The sequence below is a fragment of the Chitinimonas violaceus genome (genome assembly GCF_052601015.1).
Map to the genome: position 1 here is coordinate 48,242 of NZ_JBQXDJ010000009.1, position 23,112 is coordinate 71,353.

Consider the following 23,112-nt stretch of genomic DNA (forward strand, 5'->3'; position numbering starts at 1 on the left):
GGGCTTTAAGGGCTATTTACGAGGCAAAGTATTTTGTGAATGCTTGCTGGGTAAGATAGCTGCTTACCTGAGCTGCTAACAGGTCAGTATGGCTTAGGCACATTTTGCCTGTGGATAACGTGTGCATAAGCTATCCAGTACCGCCGACTTGGCTCGCAAGTAGATGTTGCGAGATTAGTCAGGGAGCTTGGGCTAAAACCTGTTTATGAACAGAAAACAGCCCGGTTACATCTGTGTAGCGAGGTTGTGAAGAGGCTCTGGCGAAGGCGGGGTGATAAATACGTGCCTGGGTAACCAGGCTTCGAAATCTGCTATTGGCATTGGTGCTGCCAGCAGGTAACCCTGGATTTCATCACATCCGGCCTCATATAGCATCTGCCACTCAATCGTTGTTTCCACACCTTCTGCCACCGTGTGCAGTTTTAACGTTTTTGCCAGCGTAATAATTGATTTGAGCAGTACTTTGCCTTGTTTGCTTCGATTGGCATTGACCACAAATGACCGATCGATTTTGAGTTCGCTTACTGGCATATCCTGTAAATAGGCCAGCGTGCAGTTACCTGTGCCAAAGTCATCAAGCGATAATTTAAAACCCAGGATATTCAACGCCTGCATGCTGTTGATAGCCAGTTTGGGATTCTGCATTACTTCGCTTTCCGTTATTTCCAACGTCAGTAAGTGTGAGTCGGCACGAGTAGTGTTCAGAAACTCAGCCATATAGGCTGGCAGATTCGGATCTGCCAGATCGGCAGCTGACAAATTCAGAGACAGATGCAGATCGATACCTTGTTCTTGCCAGCGTTTGGCCAATTTCAACGCTTCTAAAAGCATCCAGCGGGTCAACTCAACAATCAAACCGGTTTTTTCAGCAAAAGGCAGGAATTGATTGGGTGAAATCAACCCATATTCAGGGTGTTGCCAGCGTAACAATATCTCTGCACCACTGATCTTGCCGGTTTGGCTGTAAGCCTTTGGCTGTAGAAAAATGATCAGCTGCTGCTCGGTAATAGCAGTGCGTATGGCGGAGAATAAACTCAGCTGAAAAAACTGAGCTTGCTCTAAACCAGGATGATAAAGCCGAGCAGTCTGATTTCCCTGTTGCGTTGCTTCCAGTGCAATTTCTGCCTGGCGCATTAGGGCTTCCAAGTCGGTATTGTGTGGTGAATTATGCGTCCCAGCGCAGCGCAGGCGAATGTCCAAAGGCTGGCCTGCAACACAGAAGGACTTTCTTGCCAAATCGTTGGCCAGCAGGGTCAAGTCGTATTCATCAGGTTGTTCGTTGAGAAGAGCGGCAAATTGCTTATTCCCAACCCGTGCAAGCAAAACTGCTTTACCCAGTTTTTCTTTCAGGTGTTGGCCAGCTTCATAAAGTACCTGATCCCCGCTGTCGTAACCCAGGGTGCCATTGATGGTGGAGAAGTCCGTGATTTCAAACATCAACAGTGCATGGCGTTGCTGGCGATGTTTTGCCAGTATCTGATTTCCACGTAATAGAAAATGAGCACGGTTAGGTAAGTTGGTTGCTTTGTCGGTCAGCGCTTGTTGTTCACGCTTCTTCCGTGATTGGGCAGTACGGTAGGCCACTGCCAGAGCGAAAATGCAGGCTTGGGTCACCAGGGCGGTCTGTCGGCTAAGCGGCGACCTTAACCAGTCTGGAAAGAAGCCGATGGCTTGAAGATGGTTGATAACCTGTTCCAGCCAAACCGGACTGCCAGCCATGCGGGGAACAGACAGTAGCAGCAAACTGACCCAGGTCAGAATGACGGGTGACCAGCCTGCAAGATATACCCCTCCTGTGCGCCAATCCCGCCGGACCAGGCATACGATGCCAGGCAGGAAGGTCACCAGTAATGTAATCAGTGCTACCCAGTTGAAATAATTGATGATCAACGGGAATAACGCCGGCACAAAGCCAAGCAAGGTGAAAGCCAGAATCACCACACTTAATACGAATTGGCAACGGTATAGCCATGGACTGATCTGGGCCAGATTACAAAATTGTATTGAAAAGCAGAGTCCGCAGAACAGGCTGAACCCGTAGCTGGCGAGTAACAGGTTTTGACTGAATAAGGGGTAGTGCAATGCGATGCCAGTTGGGCTGATGGCATTGCCGGTCAGCATCGCCCAGAAAACAGCTACAGCAAGCGTGAAACCGCTATACCAGGCAATTGTGCTATCGCGCATGGCATAGGCAAACAGGCCGCTTACTACGCCCATGGAAAACAACAATAGAAGAAGGCCCGTGCGAAATTGGGCTTCAATCGCATCGTCGCTAAGAAAAGCGATCGGTGCTGATAGTTGTACCTGAATCTCGCTGCGTATCGGGAGATGGGCTTGGAGTTGGACCCGTGCTTCTCCTTGAGCATTGGGTACTAGCGCAATGCTGCGGGAACTTCGCCATACAACAGGTGCGGGTGATTGACCCGGCTGAGGTGAAAGGCTGGCAGCGCTGGATTGCACTATGCCTTTTAAAGTCAGCCATTGCTGGCTGTAATTACCGCTGAGCTTGACGTGCACTTCACAATGCAGCTTTGTTGTGAGGTCCCTCTCCAGCATGTAGAACTTGTCACCGTTCTTAAGACTCTTCCAATCAACTTGGCCAGGTTGGCACCGGTATTGGATTGAACCCTCTGCCGAATGGGCAAACAGAGCTAACACGGTGAATAGCAGAAGACATACGCAGCGAAGCGTAAAAACTAGGCGCATGAGATAAGTCCACAAGGGGGCTGTGTTGCGCTGGTATCCCTGGATTTTCAAGAAATCAAGAGAGAGGGTTTAAGAACCTGTTCGAAGTCTGCTACGCGTCAGCAGTACGGCGTTAAAAACAGCCTCGGAATGCGCATTTACCACACGTAAACTCCACTTCCTCGGCTGTTTTCACCTTGCCTTGCTCTAGCTCGCGAGACGTTTAACAAGCTCTAAGGTCGATATACCTTCAGAACCTGGTCAAATTCTTGTAAGCCAGTGTGAAGTCAATTGAGAGCGGTAGCAGAAGCGGCGTTTAGAAGTGGTAAGTGAGCATTCCGAGGGGGCTTTCAACGCAGTACCATTAATGCGTAAAAGTCTTTGAATAGACGCTTAACCCTGCTCTGCCATGGCTGCCAACAGTTCAGCTTGGTGTTCCGCCAATAGCGCATTGGTCAACTCGAACAAGTCGCCATCCATGACGTAATCAAGCTTGTAGAGCGTAAGGTTGATGCGATGGTCGGTGATCCGACCTTGTGGAAAGTTGTAGGTACGAATCCGTTCACTGCGGTCGCCAGAACCAACCAGGGATTTACGCATTGCCGCTTCTTTGGCGTGAGCTTCCCGTTCCTGTTTGTCTTTGATACGTGCAGCCAATACCTGCATGGCACGTGCTTTGTTCTGATGCTGGGAACGACCATCCTGGCATTCCACTACCAAGCCTGTAGGAAAATGGGTAATCCGGATTGCGGAATCCGTTTTGTTGATATGTTGCCCGCCGGCGCCGCTTGCACGGAAAGTATCGATACGGATATCCGTAGGGTTGATATTCACCTCTTCCAATTCGTCGGCTTCTGGCATGACGGCAACCGTACATGCAGAGGTATGAATCCGGCCTTGGGTCTCGGTAGCCGGTACACGTTGTACGCGATGCCCGCCGCTTTCAAACTTGAGCTTGGAATAGGCACTCTGGCCAACGATACGGGCAATGACTTCCTTAAAACCACCCAGGTCACTTTCGGAAGCTGAAACAATTTCCACCTGCCAGCGGTTACGTTCCGCAAAACGGCTATACATGCGAAACAGATCGGCTGCAAATAGTGCGGATTCATCTCCACCCGTGCCTGCACGGATTTCCAGATAGATATTGCGCTCATCGTTCGGATCACGCGGCAACAATGCTTTCTGCAACTCGGTTTCCAGCACCTCGATACGCTCGGCGCCCTCTGCTAGTTCCGCTTCGGCCAGTTCTTTCATGTCCGGGTCGGTAAGCAATTCACGCGCGGTGGCCAAATCTGCTTCGGTTTGTTGGAAGCGCTGATAGAGCTCGACTACCGGAGTCAGTTCGGCGTGCTCTCGGCTCAGCTTACGGAAGCTATCCATATCGCGGGTGGCCTCCTCGCTGGCGAGCAGATGTCCGACTTCTTCGAGCCGGTCGGCTAATTGGGCGAGTTTGTTTGCGATGCTGGGTTTCATTATTGTGCGCTACGGATGGATATTTGGAATTATGCCGCTATGTACATGCGTTGAGAGCGGCTGGACGTATAGGCAGGAGGTCAATCTCGATTCTCACCCTCCCAATAGCGTAGTGATTGTCGCTATTCTTCGTCATGCAGATGATATAGATGACGTACGGTGTCGATCAGATTGGCATGGTGCCCCGAATTGGCTTGGTTCAATGCAGCCAAAGGCGCATGTAAGAGCTTGTTGCTAAGGCTGAGCGAAAGTGACTCGAGCACTGCTGCAGGGTCTTCACCCTTGGCTAGCAGTTTGTTGGCACGCTCCAGCTCATGCCGCCGTAACCGTTCAGCCTGGTCCTTCAAAGCACGTATGGTTGGAACTAGGGCACGGTTACCCAGCCACTGCATGAATTCATCGGTACATCGCTCGATGATGGCATCGGCTTCCTCCACCGCCTGTTGTCTTTCGGCACGGCCCTGGCGTACCACTTCGGCCAAATCATCGACGGTGTAGAGATAGACGTCTGGCAGTGCCCCAACTTCCGGTTCCACATCACGAGGTACAGCCAGATCGACCATGAAGATCGGTCTGTGCTTACGGGCTTTGATGGCACGCTCGACTGCGCCGAGGCCAATGATGGGGAGTTGGCTGGCCGTGCTTGTGACGACGATATCGTACTGGGCCAGCCGGTTCGGCAGCTCGGAAAGAGCGAAAGTATCGCCACCAATTTGGGCTGCGAGTGCTTGGCCTCTTTCCAAGGTACGGTTTGCTACGGTCATGCGGCGAGGTTTACGTCCAGCAAAATGGGTGGCGCAAAGCTCGATCATTTCGCCAGCACCGATAAACAGAACGTTCAAATCAGCAATATCGGGAAAAAGGCGTTCCGCTAATTTAACGGCTGCAGCCGCTAAAGAAACGGAATTGGCACCGATAGCAGTTTGGCTGCGAACTTCCTTTGCTACCGAAAACGCTTTTTGGAATAACCCATTCAATGAAGGACCAAGTCCACCAGCATCCTGGGCTTCCCGCACAGCATCCTTGAGTTGCCCGAGTATCTGGGTCTCACCGAGTACCATGGAGTCCAGGCCCGCTGCTACACGGAATACATGCCGGGCAGCGTCGCGATCAGGTAAGCGATAAAGATAAGGTGTGATTTCTTCCGGCTGAAGCTGACGGGATTTTGCCAGCCAACTCAGTAAGGAAGTCTCGTCTTTAACGGTGGCATACAACTCAGTACGGTTGCATGTAGAAACGATGGCTGCTTCGCCAATACCATGAATAGTCACCAGTTCAGCGACGGCAGTACCTAGCTCGTGCTGCGCAAAGGCAAGCTTTTCCCGCACAGAAATCGGTGCGGTCTCATAGTTGAGGCCGAGGGTAAACAGCGCCATGCAGGGAAGCGAGCCAGAGGAAAGGGCTGAATTTTACCCCAGTGCAGGCCTGTTCAGCCAGAAAGGCTTATTCGACAAGTACTTGGCTCCCAATAAGCAAAAGCCCGACTTGGCCGGGCTTTTATTCGTTAATTGAATATTTATTTCGCGCTGATTGTGAATAAACGGGTAAGTGGAATGGTGCTGTTAGGCCCAAACCAGCGGTCGAAAATCTGCTTGGCTTCGCCCGATTGCTCCATGGCTACGATAGTTTTGTCGATAGTTTCCTGAAGGCGTTTCTCACCCTTCCGCATACCGATGCCATATACCTCCAGGGAAATAGAGATATTTGGGATCTCGAATTGGCTCTTGTTCGGCATCTTGTTATAGAGCGAAGCAAGAATCGGTTCATCGGTACTGAAGGCATCAATCTGGCCTTTATCCAGGGCAACAAAGCCTGCATCAGCTTCGGGGAATAACATCACTTTGGCTTTGGGCATTTCACGGCGGAGCTGTTTCTCAGAAGTTGAGCCATTGATGGTACCAATGGTGGCGGTGGTAAGGTCTTCAATGGCTTTGACCTTACCTTTGCGGACGATGAATTTTTGGCCGGTGACAAAATAGCCGTAGCTGAAGTCGATGATTTTTTCGCGCTCCGCGTTCTTGGTCAGCGTAGCGATGAGGATATCGACATCCTTCGATTGCAATTTAGGAATACGGTCTGCTGTTGTGATGTCCTTGATTACTACCTTTACACCCAACTGCTTGGCGATGGCGACAGCAAAGTCCACGTCATAGCCCGTGTAAGACTGTTTTTTGGTATCAAGCTGGGCAAAAGGTGGGTCGGAAGTTACACCGACGACCAGTGTGCCGCGTTTCTTAATTTCATCCAGATCATCGGCGAATGCTGAGCCGATTAAAGAAAGGCCAAGAAAGGCAGATAACAAAAAATTCAGTTTCACGGTTAATTCTCCAGGGGGTAGAGATGGGCAGTAAAACGCTGAGGGCATTATAGGCATGGGCACTATGCCCTCAGCATGATTCTTTTCACCACGAAGCCATAATGAATAAGGCCCCTACTGTTATAGGGGCCTTATGGTGTTGCCTAATTGCTACTGCCAGGCTTGCGGGCCAGTGCACGGAAACCAATATCTCGCCGGAACTGCATACTATTGAAATGGATCTGGCTGATGACATCATAAGCAAGCTTTTGTGCCTGCCTGACACTATCGCCTAATGCCGTTACGCAAAGGACTCTACCGCCACTGGTGACTATTCCGTCCCCCTCTTGTGCGGTACCAGCATGGAAAACAAAGACATCATCTGCGTGCTGTGTGGGTAGCCCGTGGATGGCGTCGCCTTTCTGAGGTGCATCCGGGTAGCCACCAGCAGCAAGTACGACGCCCAGTGCTACTCGGCGGTCCCATTCTGCTTCGGCTGTATCAAGCGTGCCATTCACTGCATGTTCCAGCAGCCCCACCAAGTCGGATTTCAACCGTGCCATGATAGGTTGTGTTTCCGGGTCACCCATGCGGCAATTGAATTCGACAACATTGACGGCCCCATCGTCTGACACCATGAGGCCTGCATACAAGAAGCCGGTGTAGGGCAGGCCATCCTTGGCCATGGCGGAGATGGTCGGCAAGATCACCTCACGCATGGCTTTGGCATGAATAGCAGGTGTTACCACTGGAGCTGGGGAATAAGCACCCATACCGCCAGTATTCGGTCCCATATCATTGTCCAGGAGACGCTTGTGGTCTTGGCTGCTGGCCAATGGCAATACGTTTTTACCGTCAACCATGACGATAAAGCTGGCTTCCTCGCCTTTTAGGAAGTCTTCAATAACTACACGGGCACCTGCGTCGCCCATTTTGTTGTCGAGCAACATGCTGTCGATCGAAGCATGCGCTTCATCCAAGGTCATTGCTACCACCACACCTTTGCCCGCAGCCAAGCCATCGGCCTTGATCACTATGGGAGCGCTGCGGTCATTCACATAGGCATGAGCTTGTGTCGCATCGGAAAAGGTCTGGTACTTTGCCGTAGGTATGTTGTGTCGTGCCATGAAGGCCTTGGCAAAATCCTTCGATGATTCAAGCTGAGCTGCAGCTTTGGTTGGTCCAAAGATTTTCAGGCCCGCATTGCGAAAAGCATCGACGATACCTGCCGCCAAGGGGGCTTCAGGGCCTACAACGGTCAGGGCGACATTTTCCTGCTTGGCAAATTCAATCAGTTTGGCAATGTCTGTGATGGGGACGTTAGTCAGTCCTACCTCACGTGCCGTACCGGGGTTGCCTGGTGCCACAAAGACTTTGCCAACACGTGGCGATTGGGCAATTTTCCAGGCCAGTGCGTGCTCACGACCACCGGAACCGATTAGGAGAATGTTCATTGCTTTACCTCGATTGGGGTGGAGGATGCGATGTAAGTAGCTTGTATCTCTTGCATCCTGCACCTCGCTGTTTCATGTGAAACCTAGCTGTACTTGGCCATACAGCTCGTACTTGGAGTCGCTATAACCAACAACGATACTGACGATACGCTAGCGTTAGTGCCGTTCCGGCTCCGTATTGGATTTTAGTGCCTGAAATGGCGAATACCGGTCACCACCATGGCAATACCATGCTCATCGGCTGCCGCGATAACTTCTTCATCGCGCATTGAACCGCCCGGTTGGATAATTGCGGAAACGCCATTTTCTGCAATCACATCCACACCATCGCGGAAGGGGAAGAAGGCATCAGAGGCACAAACTGAGCCCTTCAACGCCAACCCGGCATTCTTGGCTTTGATAGCTGCAATCTTGGTTGAGTCGACTCGGCTCATCTGACCAGCACCTACGCCAAGTGTTTGACCGTTGCCACAGAAGACGATTGCGTTCGACTTAACAAATTGGGCTACACGCCACGCAAACAGCAAGTCTTTAAGTTGCTGTGCGGTGGGTGCTTTCTTCGTCACACTTTTGAAGTCCGCTTCAGTAATGCGGTGGATATCTGGTGTCTGTACGAGCAGGCCGCCACCTACACGCTTCAAATCAAATAGATTGGCTCCTGTCTGAAGTGGAATCTCCAGTACGCGCACATTCTTTTTGGCTGCGATGATGGCTTTGGCCTCTTCACTGAACGCGGGGGCGATCAGTACTTCCAGGAACTGTCCGGTTACGGCTTCAACAGTTGGTGCATCGACTTCACGGTTGAAAGCAATGATGCCGCCGAACGCTGACGTGGTGTCCGTGGTAAAGGCTAATTTATAGGCGGTCAGGGTATCTGCTGCAATTGCTACGCCGCAAGGGTTTGCGTGCTTGACGATGACGCAGGCGGGCTCATCGAATGCTTTGACGGCTTCCCAAGCGGCATCTGAGTCAGCGATGTTGTTGTAACTGAGCTCTTTACCTTGCAGCTGACGGTAGTTCGCCAAGCTCCCAATGGCTGGAGCCAGATCTCGGTAGAACGCCGCGCTTTGGTGTGGATTTTCGCCATAGCGCATGTCCTGCACTTTTTCGAACTGTAAGTTCAGTCTTTGGGGGTAGGCCAGTTTTTCGCCTTCATCAGTCAAGCCGGTCAGGTAGTTGCTTATGGCGCCATCGTAAGCGGCAGTATGGCTGAAGGCTTTTTGTGCCAGTTTGCGGCGGGTAATTGGTCCGAGGCTGCCGTTTGCAGCCTTCATTTCCGCTATCAGGTTCTTGTAATCAGCGGCATCAGTAACGATAGCGACAAAAGCATGGTTTTTCGCGCTTGAGCGCACCATTGCCGGGCCACCGATATCGATGTTCTCAATCGCATCTGCAAAGTTGCAGCCGGGTTTGGCAATGGTGGCTTCGAATGGATAAAGATTCACGCAAACCAAATCGATGGTGCCAATATTGTGCTCTTGCATCGTGGCTACATGCTCAGGGAGGTCACGCCTGCCGAGAATACCGCCATGGATCTTGGGATGCAGCGTTTTGACCCGGCCATCCAGCATTTCAGGGAAGCCCGTGTAATCTGCTACTTCGATAACTTTCAGACCAGCATCAGCCAATAACTTGGCTGTACCGCCTGTTGAAAGGATCTCGACACCGAACCCGGCTAGAGCCTGGGCGAATTCAAGTACGCCGGTTTTGTCGGAAACACTGATTAGGGCGCGCTGGATTTTGACCATGATGGGTACTCGTATTGCTATAAGTTGGGAAACAAAATTAATGTCGGCAGCCCAGTGATTGCCGAGCAGCAAGACTGGGTACTGTGTTGGAGCCGATATACTCGGCTTCGGGTAGAGCGGCAGGAGTCTGCCCGACAGCCAACAAAAAGGACCGTGGCCAGTCTGGGAGATGGTTAACTAGGGTGACCATACCGTGTGGGAAACCAAGCATTTGCAGGCCAGATTTAGATCAGATCGTGATCTTGCATCTTCTTGCGTAAGGTATTGCGATTGATGCCCAATAACTCAGCTGCGCGGGTCTGATTGCCCTGCGCTTTATGAAGCACTACTTCCAACATCGGTTTTTCCACTTTGGCTAAGACCATGTCGTAGATCGCCTGCGGGGCTTCACCATCGAGATCACGGAAGTACTGTTCCAGTGCATCACGAACGGCAAAACAAATCTGATCGTTACTCGACATATTCTTGTTTTCCTCTTGGTACATATAAAACTCAGGCTGTCGTGGAAATCGGTTACCTGTTTATTAACTACGAGCTTCTTACTGGAACATTCGGTGGCTCCGCGCTTGCGGCATATCGAAGTACGTTCCGATGTCTACGCTACGTTTTGTTCTGCTAAAACAGGCTCGTCCTGATACACCAGGCGCTCATTGGCTTGTGCCAGTTGCTTGAAGTAGCTATCTACTGCGGCAAGTTGCTCGGCCGTACTATCGAGTTGGTACATGGTTTGGCGGAAAGTGTTCGAGCCGGCGAGACCGTTGGTGTACCAGGCGATATGCTTTCGGGCGATACGGCAACCCGAGTATTCGCCGTGAAAAGCGTAATGATCCTGTAGGTGTTCCATCAGGATCGCATGGATTTCCATGACCTTTGGTTCGGGCAGTTTTTCGCCTGTTTGCAGAAAATGGTCAATTTCGCGAAAAATCCATGGTCTGCCTTGGGCTGCGCGGCCGATCATGATGGCATCAGCACCTGTTGCATCAAGTACCTGCTTTGCTTTTTCAGGGCTGGCGATGTCGCCATTCGCGACCACAGGTATTTTTAAGCTACGTTTTACTTCGGCGATAAGTTCGTAACGCGCTGCGCCTTTGTACATATCTTCGCGTGTGCGTCCATGTAGCGCCAACGCCGCAATGCCACTATTTTCGGCAAGTTTGGCTACGCGAAGGATATTTTCCTCGCCGTTTTTGAATCCCAACCGAGTTTTGAGCGTTACAGGCACATCAACGGATTGAACGACGGCGTCCAGGATACGCGCTACTCGATCTTCATCCTGCAGCAGTGCAGAACCCGCCAGTACATTGCACACTTTCTTGGCTGGGCAACCCATATTGATATCGATGATCTGCGCCCCGGCCGCCACATTATGACGCGCAGCCTCCGCCATTTGCTGAGGGTCGTTACCGGCTATCTGTACTGCTACCGGCGCCAGCTCTCCGTCGAAATTAGCTCTCCGCCGGGTTTTTTCACTGCCGTACAACATCGCATTCGACGTGATCATCTCGCTAACCGCATGACCTGCCCCCAGCCGTTTGCACAGCATGCGAAAAGGCCGATCAGTAACACCTGCCATAGGGGCGGCGATCAGGCGGTTTCTAAGTTGATAGGGGCCGATATGCATAGGTTCCGATTCGCGAGCTGCCAAGTCCTGCAGATAGGCAATACCGTGTAACAGATCTTCACTTATGGCCAGGCATCTTTTGAAGGAAGGCGCATGACCTACAGAAAGCAAAGCCGCTGGAGAACGAAGCAGTGTCGGTGTCCAGCGGCAAGAGTCAGGCGCATTCTACCCGCAGCCACAATTTCCGCGAAGCCATTTCGCTTAATTTTTGGGCAGATCTCGATAGCCTATTGGCAATCACTGTCGTTAAAAGCAGCTAAATATAGCGAACTACCCTCACTTTTTACGTATCTGTTGCGTTTGCCATCACTTGTTGTGCTGCATCAGGGATTTCCATAAAAGCGAGATTACAATGCGGGCTTGTTAGCAACTTTGATCAATATCAGAAGTATTCTGCGACTGGTTAGAGCTGATCTGGAGGGGTTCTTTTATCTTGCTTCACCGGATGTTGAACACGATTTTGGAACAACACTAAAACAATAATTATTTGAGGGGAATCATGCATTATCGTCCTACCCTGCTCTCACTGTGCCTGGTCTTGGTGGCGAATGCTGCCCCGCTGGCGGCACCTCCTGCCACACCGATGAAACCGGTGCAGGAAAACTATTTTGGCACCACGGTCAGCGATCCATATCGTTGGTTGGAAGATATGCAGAGCAGTGAGTGGAAAAGCTGGTTGAAGCTTCAGGCGGACTACGCTGAAGGCATTCTGGCGCGAATTCCCGGGCGAACCAAGTTGCAGGCTCGTTTACAGGAGTTGGTGGATGCAGCAACCAGCGTGGCGGGAGTGGAACAGGCTGCAGGGCGTAGCTTCTATTTGAAAAGTGAGCCTGGGAAAAATGGCCGGCGGTTGTATATGCGCAATGCCCAAGGTGTGGAGAGCCTATTACTTGATCCGGATAGTCTTGGCACAGGTGGTGCGCATTATGCGATTGATTGGTATTCCCCGTCGCCAGATGGCCGCTTGATCGCTGTTGGCGTATCCCAGGGTGGGTCGGAAGACAGTGAACTCCGATTACTTGATTTGCAGACGGGTAAATGGCTGGAAGAAAAAATTGACCGGGCTGGTCTGAATCACCAACTTGGTTGGCTGCCTGATGGAAAGGCATTCTTCTATAACCGTTTACCGTCGGCCGAGGCAGATGGCCAGCGAGAGCGTTACAACAAAAGCGCAGTCTATCTGCATCGGGTTGGGAACGCGATTGAACACGATGTGACTGTACTGGGTTGGCAGGTTGACTCTGATCGAACCTTTGAGATTGCCGACATCCCTTACGTTTCGGTCGCGAAAGGCGCCAGCTATGCATTGGCCACAGTTCTACATGGCGATGCGACTGCAAAATCTTATTACATCGCACCACTAGAACAGATAAGCGGTCCCGCTACGCCTTGGCGACGCATTGTCAGCCCAGTCGACCAGGTGACGGATGTGGTGCAGCATGGGGAGAAGCTGTACCTGCTTTCCACATTGAATGCACCGCGTGGAAAAGTGCTGGAGTTGGACCCCAATCGCACCGCGGTGGCTAAGGCTAAAGTGCTGCTGCCGCAAGCAGGAGGGGTGATCCGGCATGTTCAACCGGTAGCAGATGGTTTGTATGTCAAACGCAGCGAGGGTGGCGTTGATGAGCTGCTCAAAGTGGGCTACGTGGGCAAAACCAAGGTATTGAAATTGCCTGTCAAAGGTACGTTGCGTGAATTGAGTGCAGATGTTGAATCACACAGTGCGTTGTTCAAGTTGGAAGACCTGACAACTTCCCCTCAGTACTATTCCTTTGATGGCAAGGTCCTGACCGGTACATCGTTGATGTCACCATCGACAGTGAGTTTCTCCGATGCCGTATCGGAGCGGGTAATGGTCAAGAGCCACGATGGCGTACTGGTACCGATGACTATCCTGATGCCGCGCGGCATGAAGCGTAATGGCAATAACCCGGCCATTGTATGGGGTTATGGCGCTTATGGTATGACGATGGAAGCGCGTTTCAACCCCCAGAACAAAGCCTGGTTGGAACAAGGTGGCTTGATGGCTACTTGCCATGTGCGTGGTGGTGGGGAGTATGGCGAGGCTTGGCATAGAGCGGGTTATATCCAGACCAAAGCCAATACTGCGCTCGACCTGATTGCCTGTGCCGACTACTTGGTAAAGCATGGCTATTCCTCTCCGGCCAAGCTGGCGGGTAAGGGTCGCAGTGCGGGAGGGATCACGATTGGTGGCGCGATCACGGCAAGGCCGGATCTCTTTGTGGCGGCCAATAGTGCAGTCGGTATCAGCGATATGCTACGCATGGAATTCACACCCAATGGGCCACCCAATATCGCGGAGTTTGGCACGGTAACCCGTGAGGGCGATTTCCACGCCATGCTGACCAACAGCCCCTATCACCGTATCAAGGATGGGGTCGCGTATCCGGCAATGATAGTTACCACTGGCGCGAATGATCCGCGTGTCGATGCCTGGATGCCTGCCAAGCTGGTAGCTAGGTTACAAGCAGCCAGCAGCAGTGAACAACCGGTGATTTTGAGAGTGGATTACGACGGTGGCCATGGCATGGGATCAACCAAAGCCCAGCAGGTGGCTGAAACTGCCGACGTCTGGGGTTTCTTTCTCTGGCGTATGGGAGTACCAGGATTCCAGCCGGTTAATTAAGCAGTATCGAGAAAAGAAAAACGCCACCGTTGGTGGCGTTTTTTTTGGGCGGCTGTGTCAGATCAACCAGAAAAGTACAAACAGTCCGCCAAAAAGCGCCCATTTCAACGCGTAGTACTGAAAGCGGCTGCGTGCTTTAACCCTTTTACCCCAGAGGCGGACTTCCTGAACATAGGCAAATGCCTTGTTGATACCGCCAGTACGGTCCCCTTCCTGGTTCGGTGCTGCCGCTGCAGCAATCAGGTTGCGGCTGATGAAGCGATTCATCCAACGTGCAGGAGCAAAACGCAGGGGGCGTTCGATATCACAGAACAGAATGATCCGGTTTTGATCAGTACGGTTCTCGGCGAAATGCAGGTAGGTCTCGTCGAACATCACGGCTTCACCATCCCGCCAGCTGTAGGGTTGGCCGTCTACGTCGATAAAGCAACGGTCATCGTTCGGTGTGGTCAGGCCGAGGTGGTAACGTAAGGAACCAGCAAATGGGTCCCGATGGCGTACTAGAGTGGCGCCCGGTGGCAAGGCTGCGAACATGGCCGCTTTTACACTGGGGATGTCTTTCAGCAATGCGGTGGTGACTGGGCAAAGCGAAGCGGCAGAAGGGTGCGCTTCGTCGTACCACTTCAGGTAAAAGCGTTTCCAACCCGTTTTGAAGAATGAATTGAAGCCGGCATCGTTATAGGTATCGGATGCTTTGATATCACCGGAGCCATAGAGCTTTTCGCCTTCGGCACGAATAGCCTGCCAGTTGTCCTGTAGGGTCTTGAGCTCAGTGAACTGTTCTACGGGAATGTATGGCGTGCTTGGCACCCGCGAGAACAGATACATGAAGCAGTTTATAGGCGCCATGAATGTCGAATGGTCGCTGAGCTGACGCCAAAATCCCAACCGCACTTTACCGCGCAGATGGATGTAGGCAGTTGCGCCAACAAAGGCCAGAAAAATGGCGAATTTAAGCAATAACATGGGAAATCCTTGCTTGGCGAAAGCCTCTGCCGAGCAATAGCCCGCTACGCTGGAAAAGTTGGATAGTGCGCGGTAAAGCTGCGAAGACCAGCGATGAGAGGATGCGAAGGCTGTTTACGCCAAGTTATTTCATCGGGTGGCTTGAAAACCAAGCAGCCCGACTTAATTAGGTAACGACAGTGCGCAATGATGAATCGCATTGCGGTTGTTCGCAATCTTTAGGTATGAGTGGTGCGCAGGTATGTGTAGTTCACGATGGGTGCTGGATGTCCCTGTGTGATAATCCAAGAACCTGTTCAAAGTCTTGCGAGCGATATTGTTTTCAAGGTCGTATCGCTCTCGCACACCTGACTCTACCTCAACCTAACTCCCCTCGCTGCAACTGCTGGCAATGCTTATGCCCTGGCTCGAACGCTGTCGTCAATGCATTCAATAACGCTTTGGCGGCTTCGCTGTTATCTCTGCCAAAGTTGCATACATAGACGTCCAACGTAACGGCAGTACGCTCTGGCCAGGTGTGAATGGCCAAGTGGCTTTCAGCCAGCAGCACTACGCCGGTTATGCCGCCTGGGCCATCTGGATGGGAAGGAAAACAATGCCAGCGCTCGCCCACTGTCTGTAGACCGGCTTTGGCAACCTCGTTTTGGCACAACCCCGCTAACGCTGCCTCGTCGACCAGCAGCGTATGGTTGGCACAGTCGTATAGGTCTGCGGTGAGATGCAACCCATTCATGTTTTTCCCCCTGGTTTGCCCAGCAACCAGCGTGCTGCGTAAACACCCCAGTAGTTCGCTTCCTCGGCTAATGAAAAACCGGAAAGGTCACTGTGCGCCAGTATTACTCGCTTACTGGGTTTGCGTAGTACTGGCAACGCATTTCCACTCATTAACGCAGGTGTCGGGCGGACCATCGCATGCCCCCAACGCCAAACGTCGAGTTGCAGGCACTCGCGGGCAATTTCAGGGTGAACGCGACCCAGGTCGGCCAGAATCTGTCGCCCCCAGAATTCACGTGGTTGTTGCTGTAAAGCCGAGCGGGCAGTCGCTGGGCGGTATTCCGATAGCGGCCGATAATAGCTGATGACGGTTGCGTGCGTATTCAGGCTGATATTCTGATGGCGGGCATGGACATAACCCAGTCCTTGGGCTTGGTAAAGCACGTTATCCCAACTCAGTGGCGCATGTTGCCCGCTAGGCTCGCTGGGTTGTTGCGGCAGCGTGAGGTTGGCCACGATCCACGGGGCATAGCTGATCTGGCTGATTGCGCCGCGCCAATCAGTAGGTAGCTCTGGCCAGATGTGCGGTAAGAAGCCCAATTGCCCTGCCCAGACTAATCTATCCGCCAGATAGCGCACGCTGCGTTGTTCCTGTGGAAGGTAGGCATCCACAGCCAGTCCATTCGCCAGCTCTTCAATATGCCATACCAGAGCACCGGTTTGTAGATGTGGACCAAGCTGCTGCGCCATCCGCTGAGTTATCCACGCATTACCTTCCGGCCAGGTCAGCACTTCATCGGGCTCGGCATTGGCGGCTTCTCCGTGTCGGCCGGCGAAATAGTGCAAACCTGCCCAAGCAGAAGTCTGGGTATAGTCTGTGCCGAAGTCATCGCGGCAACCATAGTTCACCCACCAATGAAGGCTTGGGGCGGTATAGGCGTTGGCTAACAGCCAGTCACGCATGCTGATGCGGGCTTCGTCAGTCGGGATGGTGCAGCCACGTGCGCTAGGTATGGTGAAGCGACGGGCACCATTTATGCCCCGTTCGGCTTTCAAGCCAGATACTTGGGCGATGAAACGTTGCTGTTGGGTTTGCTCTGCGGTGGAAACACCAAATTGGGGTAGCAACCCCTCCTGCCAGCGGCCATTGATATACAGTCGCTCCTGTGGGCTGTTACACAGGTAGCGTTCTTCGTATTCGGGTTTCGGTGCTGCTGGGTCGCCACGCAGTGCACCCAACTCGGCGAGTAGCAAACGTATTTCGGTAGCATCCTCGCCTGGAATAGGCAGGTAGTGTGCTCCCCATGGATAGGCCGACACCCTGTTTCGGCCGGAGCGGGCATTGCCGCCGGCTTCATCTTCCAGCTCCAATACAGTGAAGTTTTCTTCGCCGTGCCGCTGCAACCACCAGCCGCAACTAAGACCCGCCATACCCGCGCCGACAACAAGCGCACCGACACAGCGGGTTTCTGTGGCGGCAGGTAGTGGCTTTCGGTCTCGCAGATGATGGCCAAGCTTCAAGTTGGGGCCGAGTAACTGGCCCGGAGGAATGGGGTCGGCTGGCTGTTGCTTGCAAGCCAAGAGCCCCAGACTGCCGGCTGCGGCGAGGAAAGTACGCCGTTTCAACGTTGTACCCGCTTCCATTCCTGCTCGAACGTCCGTACCAACACTTGGTTGTTCAAGCGATTGATATCCGTTGGTACTCTCGCCATATCGGCGGGGAAATCGAATAGATGGCTTACTGTGGTGGGGGTCAGAAAACGTAAGCCCGCAGGCAGCGTGGTGGGCGGTGTATAAGGTTCGCGTCCGACCAGTACATAGCCCCACTCGCCAAAGCTGGGTACCAACGTGTGATAGGGCTGAGTGTGTAGTCCCACGCTTTCTACGGTGTTGACCACAGTCCAATAAGATTGGCGTGCGTAAAGTGGTGATGTGGTCTGGATGACAGCGCGGCCACGAACGTTGAGGCTACGCTCCAGCAGGCGGTAGAAGGTATTGGTGTAGAGCTTGCCAACGGCGTAATTGCTGGGGTCTGGGAAATCAACCACCACGAAATCGAAGCGCTCTTCCGTTTCCTGCAACCATTTGAACGCATCGGTGGTGACAATGCGCAGCCGTTTGGAGTTCAGTGCATCCCCATTCAGCTTGCGCAGGGCTGGATGGGTCTGGAACAGCTGCGGCATGGCTGGATCGAGTTCAACCAGGGTGATTTGCTGGACTTGCGGGTACTTGAGAATCTCGCGTACCGCCATGCCATCGCCACCACCCAGTACCAGCACACGGCGCGCCCAGGGCATGGCGGCAAGGCCGGGGTGAACCAGTGCTTCGTGGTAACGGTATTCATCGCGCGAGGAAAACTGCAGGTTGTTGTTCAGAAACAGTCGCCAGTCGTCTTTCCATCGGGTGAGGACAATACGTTGGTAAGGAGTGCTTTCGGTCAGCACGATATGGTCTTCGTACAAGGCGTTTTCTGCGATGCTGCTCAGCCGCTCTGCACCGGCAAAGCCGCCAGCCAGAAGTAACAACACGATGCCACCTTGCGCCCAGAGCAGCTTGCGTTGGTTGAGTTTGGTACGGAACAGCCACAATGTCCACAAGGCAACGCCAGCATTCAAGAGGCCGAACAGCAAGGCTGTACGCACCATGCCCAATTTAGGCGCTAGCCACAGTGGAAATAACAGTGACACCGCGAGTGCGCCAAGGTAATCCACACTAAGTACCTGACTCACCAATTCCTTGAATTGCAGTTTGGGTTCCAAAAGCCGCATGACCAGCGGAATCTCCAAGCCGACCATGGTGCCGATGATGAATACCAGCAGATAGAGCACCAGAAGGAACGGGCCGCTGATCCAGGCAAACGCCCAGAACAGCATGGCGGCTGAAAATCCGCCGATCAAACCGACAGCCAGTTCCACACGGATAAAAGTGGCAGCCAGATTATTGTGTACATGGCGCGATAACCATGAGCCTACTCCCATGGCAAACAGATAGACGCCAATGACTGTGGAGAACTGGGTGACCGAATCACCGATCAGATAGCTTGAGAGGGCCGCAGCAACCAACTCGTAAGCAAGGCCACAGGCAGCAACAACAAAAACCGAAAATAGAAGAATATGGGGCATGTAGGCGATACAAGCAGGAGAACGCCGCAGGCCTGCCTGCAGTCGATACGCGCCGAAGGATGATTGACCTTGAACGTGCCTAATGGATTGCAGAGGCGACGACAAGTGCGATACCAAGGCACATGGCAGCGACGACCGTAGCCAGGGCTTGGTTGCGTTCCTCGATGATGTTCTTCCAAAGGTCGTAAGGGGTCAGTTTGTCGAGGATGATGAAACTCACCCAGAAAACGATTACTCCTAGCAGGGAGTAGACCAACGAGGCCACGAGAAAATCGAGTTTGAGCATTTCCATATTTTTCAGACTCCGCATTGGATTAAGCTATTTGTGATAGATACGGCCGCTACCGGTGCTCACACCACTGTTACTACTGCTACGGCCTTCCCGTTCCCCGCCATCGGCAAACAAAGAGTGGCCGCGAAATTGGCTCCAGCTGAACAGTAGAGAGGCAAGCACGCAGCTGACTATATAGGTCTTGAACATCATTCGCCTCTTGGATGGTCGCTGTCAGCCCAGCGTTTGACTTCGAAGTTGCGGGACCGTAGCCAGCAGAAAAGAGGAATGACCAGAATAAAGATCAGCAATATCCAGAAATTGGACCAGACAGGTACGTCCTGTACCAACTGCACGCGATTAACCAAGGACTGTGGCTGAGGGTCCGCTTCTATCTCCATTTCCAGTAGATACTCGCCACCGGGCACATCGTTTAGCAAGGCTTCGTCTCCGTTGCTGCCTTCAGACCAGCTGCCATCACTGTCCACGCCATGGTAGTAGCTGACCTCCCGGCCAAGCCGAATAGTTTCACCTGTTTTCGTGTTGGTGAGTGCAAGGTCGGCATAGAACCAACGATTGTCCAGGTTGCTGGATTGACGAATGACCAAGTTACTATTTCCTGCTGGTATCTGGAAAGGCTGGCTGGTGTAAGTCGCCTTGTTAGTGTCATTGGTTGCGGTATTGATGGCGAACTCATCCTGCCAGATGATTTTGCTGCGCGCGGCCATTGCAAAACCCATCTGCAATACGATGGCGATAATCACGAATACGGCCATCGCCATGTAATACAGGCGGTTATCACCATAAGGTGACGGTTGGTTGGGTGCTATGCCGTTGAGTTCTGGCAATGGCTTGGAAGGTTTGAATGCAGTACTGATCTCGTCGGGCTGGATATATTCGGCAAAAGTCCAGGTTAGTTCGGATTCATTCTGTTCAGCGGAAAGCAGATAAGGTGGCGCGATAAAGTCACACACTTCGACTTTGTCATCTACCTTCACCTTCCAGTTGAATTCGCCCACCACCTGCAGGGTTTCAGCTTCGTAGCCTTGGAAGCGGTTATAGGTGCGCCGCATGTATGTCAAATGTGCATTGTCCCTGCCAATTTCGGGCTGGCGGGTGACTGGGCGGGCGAAGTTCCAGTGACCATCGCTACACGTGAGCCAGGCATAGCCGGCCTCATCGCTGTGCAGCAGATACTCATCCCAGGGATAGTTGATGTTTTCGACGCGCGTACTGCGCCGCAGAAAACCTAGTACCGCGTAAGTCTTGCCACGCAACTTGCCGGTAGCGCCGATGGGTATCAGCGGGGCTTCAAGTGCTGCACGGGCCTTACTAAGAATCTTCAGCTCAGGGCTGTCTGGGTCGATGACTGCACCGCAGTGATGGCAACCCACAGCATGTATTTCGCCATTGCGTGCAGTAAGTGGTGCGCCGCAGCTGGTGCACTTGAAGTTGCGAGCGGCAACCCGCTTTGGTTTAACAAGTTCATTGGGCGCTGCCTTGTCGAGCAGATCAGCCAGCTCCAGCGCTTCCCCAATGTAGGCTCTGGGGGGTGTCTCGCTGTAATCAAGGCTGGCAAAGCCCTTTTCCGAACGCAGGTCTACTGAGGGCGCTATGTAACCAGGCTTGGCCTGAAATGGCAGCTCACCCTCGATAGCCACACATTCCGCTTTTTCGATATTGGTGACGGTAAAAGCTTGACCATCCAGTTTTGCCTGCATCCCCACTTTGAAGTCATCGACTGGGGGGAGTGTGGTCTTTAGTGCCTGCTCAAAGGTGACGTAACAAAGCCCGGAGCCTTCCGAAAGCCACCCAAGCCGCCCATCGTCGAATCGGGCATACCACTCATTCCAGAAGCCGTCGGCATAGCGAAGCTGCAAGCGGCCAATCAATTCGAACCTGACATTGCCATAGCGACCTCGCCAGCGCATTTTGAATGGGCTGCGGTCCTCGGCCAGCACGGCCATCTTGCCCAGGTTATCCAGGTCCACATCACGCCGTATCAGTGTACTGCGGCAATGGCCACATACCGCCATCACAGAAGCGGCGGAATGGAATTCAACCTGGGCACCACAAGAAGGGCAAGGAGCGGCGTACATGACGATAGAATATCAATAATTCATGGCAGACTATCACAAGCAGTTGGAGAGGCAAGCCAACTCATATACAACGTATCGTGCAGCATTCCACGCAGGTGGTATCGGGCTTTTCGATGCCCTTCGGTGAAGAATCCTGAGGAAGTATAGAGAGCGTTGGCCGCAACGTTGGCGGCAAAGCACTCTAGTTCGATACGGTTCACGAAGGGATGCGCTCGTACCCAATCCATGGCGGTTTGTAAAAGTCGGCGACCTACCCCTTGTCCACGCAGACTAGCTGCAACATGCAGATCGAGTGTGACGATATGTCGATTTGCCTCGAGCTGCCCGCCTCGAAGCTTACAGCTACCCACAATGTGTTCACCGGCATAGGCCAGTATCCAATAGCTATTGTTCTCTGCGGCACTGGTGGTTAATTGTTTGGCCACGACCACCCCATCAGGGCATTCGGTCTCGGTTAGTGGAATCCAGGCATTGGGCTCGGTGAAAACGGAAAAGAAAAACGCCGATAAATTATCGGCGTCTTCCGGTGTGGCAGGGCGAAATTGGATTTCACCCATGGTTCAACCGAGTTTGCGTTTCAGGATTTCGTTGACCTGGGCAGGGTTGGCCTTACCTTTGCTGGCTTTCATGCATTGGCCGACGAGTGCATTGAAGGCTTTCTCCTTGCCCGACTTGTACTCATCCACCATGGCCTGGTTGGCGGCCAGTACACCGTCGATGATAGCTTCGACTGCGCCGGCATCGCTTTCCTGCTTGAGGCCATCGCGCTCGATAATGGTATCGGCGGCATCGCCCGATTCCCACATCTTTTTCAGCACATCCTTGGCAGTCTTGTTGTTGATGGTGCTGTCCATCACCCGCTTGATGAGTTGGGCAAGAGCTTCGGCCGAAACCGGGGTCTCGCTGATGACCTTTTCTTCACGGTTGAGCGTGGCGGCGACTTCACCGGTAATCCAGTTGCTTGCCAGCTTCGCATCGGCACCAGCTGCAACAGTGGCTTCGAAGTAGGCGGCCAGATCTTTGCCGGCAGTCAGCGTTACCGAGTCGTATACCGACAAACCGTATTGCGACTGAAAACGTGCCTGCATGGCTTTTGGCAGTTCCGGCAGTTCGGACTTGATGCGTTCGATCCAGTCCTCGCCAATGACGAGTGGTGGCAGATCAGGGTCGGGGAAATATCGATAGTCGTGCGCGTCTTCCTTGCTGCGCATCATGCGGGTTTCGCCAGTCTCTGGGTCGAACAATACGGTGGCCTGTTGAATTTTCTTACCGTCTTCAATCTGCTCGATTTGCCACTGGATTTCGTACTTGATCGCCTGCTCTATGAACTTGAAACTGTTCAGGTTCTTGATTTCGCGTCGGGTACCGAATTCCTTCTGGCCTTTTGGCCGTACCGACACGTTGACGTCGCAGCGGAAGGAACCCTCCTGCATATTGCCGTCGCAGATACCGATCCAGGTGACGATGCTGTGCAATGCCTTGGCATAAGCCACGGCTTCTGCGGCTGAACGCATTTCGGGTTCGGACACGATCTCCAGTAACGGCGTCCCTGCCCGGTTCAGGTCGATGCCACTCATACCGTGGAAATCTTCATGAACCGACTTACCGGCGTCTTCTTCCAAATGGGCCCGCGTGAGGTTGACGCGTTTTTCCTCGTCGCCCACACGTATGGTTATGGCACCCCCTTCAACCACAGGCAGTTCGAACTGGCTGATCTGGTAGCCCTTGGGTAAATCCGGGTAGAAGTAATTCTTACGGGCGAATACCGACTTGCGGTTGATCTTGCTGCCGATGGCCAGCCCGAACTGGATGGCTTTCTCCACCGCAGCCTTGTTCATTACTGGCAGCGCACCAGGCAGTGCGATATCGACTACTGCTGTCTGAGTATTGGGTTCTGCGCCAAATGCTGTGCTGGCGGACGAGAAGATTTTCGATTGGGTTGAGAGCTGGGTATGCACTTCCAGCCCGATGACAACTTCCCATTGCATTGTGTCTGTCCTTTTTAAAAGCGGT

The 23,112-nt window shown here is 52.9% G+C and carries 17 protein-coding genes; 1 reads left to right on the top strand and 16 read right to left on the bottom strand.

Annotated features, from left to right (window positions below):
* Window positions 1-225: 225 nt before the first annotated feature.
* From ACUHMQ_RS04940 to dusB, 8 genes are all read right to left on the bottom strand, one after another.
* The gene (locus tag ACUHMQ_RS04940) at window positions 226-2,658 is read right to left on the bottom strand and encodes a putative bifunctional diguanylate cyclase/phosphodiesterase (protein ID WP_445294336.1); all 2,433 of its coding nucleotides are present in this window, start codon (window positions 2,656-2,658) and stop codon (window positions 226-228) included.
* Between the two features lie 420 nt (window positions 2,659-3,078).
* Window positions 3,079-4,161, bottom strand: a complete 1,083-nt coding sequence (gene prfA / locus ACUHMQ_RS04945; RefSeq protein ID WP_445294337.1) for a peptide chain release factor 1 — start codon at window positions 4,159-4,161, stop codon at window positions 3,079-3,081.
* Window positions 4,162-4,283: 122 nt separating this feature from the next.
* Window positions 4,284-5,537, bottom strand: a complete 1,254-nt coding sequence (gene hemA, locus ACUHMQ_RS04950; protein ID WP_445294338.1) for a glutamyl-tRNA reductase — start codon at window positions 5,535-5,537, stop codon at window positions 4,284-4,286.
* A 140-nt stretch (window positions 5,538-5,677) separates the two neighbouring features.
* Entirely contained in the window at window positions 5,678-6,478 is an 801-nt protein-coding gene (locus tag ACUHMQ_RS04955) for a transporter substrate-binding domain-containing protein (protein WP_445294339.1), read from the bottom strand.
* A 143-nt stretch (window positions 6,479-6,621) separates the two neighbouring features.
* Window positions 6,622-7,911 carry a phosphoribosylamine--glycine ligase gene (gene purD, locus ACUHMQ_RS04960; protein WP_445294340.1) on the bottom strand — a complete coding sequence of 430 codons (1,290 nt, stop codon included), beginning with the start codon at window positions 7,909-7,911 and terminating at the stop codon, window positions 6,622-6,624.
* Window positions 7,912-8,096: 185 nt separating this feature from the next.
* Window positions 8,097-9,659 (bottom strand): bifunctional phosphoribosylaminoimidazolecarboxamide formyltransferase/IMP cyclohydrolase, encoded by a 1,563-nt coding sequence (purH, locus tag ACUHMQ_RS04965; protein WP_445294341.1) that lies wholly within the window; start codon window positions 9,657-9,659, stop codon window positions 8,097-8,099.
* 224 nt (window positions 9,660-9,883) lie between these two features.
* A complete protein-coding gene (locus ACUHMQ_RS04970; protein ID WP_445294342.1) occupies window positions 9,884-10,120 on the bottom strand; it encodes a helix-turn-helix domain-containing protein in 237 nt (78 codons plus the stop codon).
* A gap of 134 nt (window positions 10,121-10,254) precedes the next feature.
* Entirely contained in the window at window positions 10,255-11,280 is a 1,026-nt protein-coding gene (gene dusB / locus ACUHMQ_RS04975) for a tRNA dihydrouridine synthase DusB (protein ID WP_445294343.1), read from the bottom strand.
* 499 nt (window positions 11,281-11,779) lie between these two features.
* Between dusB and ACUHMQ_RS04980 the strand changes: the two genes are divergently transcribed.
* Window positions 11,780-13,927, top strand: coding sequence for a prolyl oligopeptidase family serine peptidase (locus tag ACUHMQ_RS04980; RefSeq protein ID WP_445294344.1), 2,148 nt, complete (start codon window positions 11,780-11,782; stop codon window positions 13,925-13,927).
* A 57-nt stretch (window positions 13,928-13,984) separates the two neighbouring features.
* Here ACUHMQ_RS04980 and lpxO read toward each other — a convergent pair whose 3' ends face one another.
* The 8 genes from lpxO to gatB all read right to left on the bottom strand — a co-directional run bounded on the left by lpxO (window position 13,985) and on the right by gatB (window position 23,087).
* On the bottom strand, window positions 13,985-14,893 hold the full coding sequence (gene lpxO, locus ACUHMQ_RS04985) for a lipid A hydroxylase LpxO (RefSeq protein ID WP_445294345.1): 909 nt from the start codon (window positions 14,891-14,893) through the stop codon (window positions 13,985-13,987).
* Between the two features lie 358 nt (window positions 14,894-15,251).
* Window positions 15,252-15,626 (bottom strand): adenosylmethionine decarboxylase, encoded by a 375-nt coding sequence (speD, locus tag ACUHMQ_RS04990; protein WP_445294346.1) that lies wholly within the window; start codon window positions 15,624-15,626, stop codon window positions 15,252-15,254.
* Window positions 15,623-17,251: an NAD(P)-binding protein gene (locus tag ACUHMQ_RS04995; protein WP_445294347.1), complete on the bottom strand. Its 1,629-nt coding sequence runs from the start codon at window positions 17,249-17,251 to the stop codon at window positions 15,623-15,625. The genes speD and ACUHMQ_RS04995 overlap by 4 nt, the downstream gene beginning before the upstream one ends.
* Complete coding sequence (locus ACUHMQ_RS05000) at window positions 17,230-18,729, bottom strand: polyamine aminopropyltransferase (RefSeq protein WP_445294348.1); 1,500 nt, start codon at window positions 18,727-18,729, stop codon at window positions 17,230-17,232. The genes ACUHMQ_RS04995 and ACUHMQ_RS05000 overlap by 22 nt, the downstream gene beginning before the upstream one ends.
* A 79-nt stretch (window positions 18,730-18,808) precedes the next feature.
* A complete protein-coding gene (locus ACUHMQ_RS05005; RefSeq protein ID WP_445294349.1) occupies window positions 18,809-19,021 on the bottom strand; it encodes a DUF350 domain-containing protein in 213 nt (70 codons plus the stop codon).
* A 188-nt stretch (window positions 19,022-19,209) separates the two neighbouring features.
* Complete coding sequence (locus ACUHMQ_RS05010; RefSeq protein ID WP_445294350.1) at window positions 19,210-21,099, bottom strand: DUF4178 domain-containing protein; 1,890 nt, start codon at window positions 21,097-21,099, stop codon at window positions 19,210-19,212.
* A gap of 20 nt (window positions 21,100-21,119) precedes the next feature.
* Window positions 21,120-21,656, bottom strand: a complete 537-nt coding sequence (locus ACUHMQ_RS05015; RefSeq protein ID WP_445294351.1) for a GNAT family N-acetyltransferase — start codon at window positions 21,654-21,656, stop codon at window positions 21,120-21,122.
* Between the two features lie 3 nt (window positions 21,657-21,659).
* Entirely contained in the window at window positions 21,660-23,087 is a 1,428-nt protein-coding gene (gene gatB, locus ACUHMQ_RS05020) for an Asp-tRNA(Asn)/Glu-tRNA(Gln) amidotransferase subunit GatB (RefSeq protein ID WP_445294352.1), read from the bottom strand.
* Window positions 23,088-23,112: the final 25 nt, after the last annotated feature.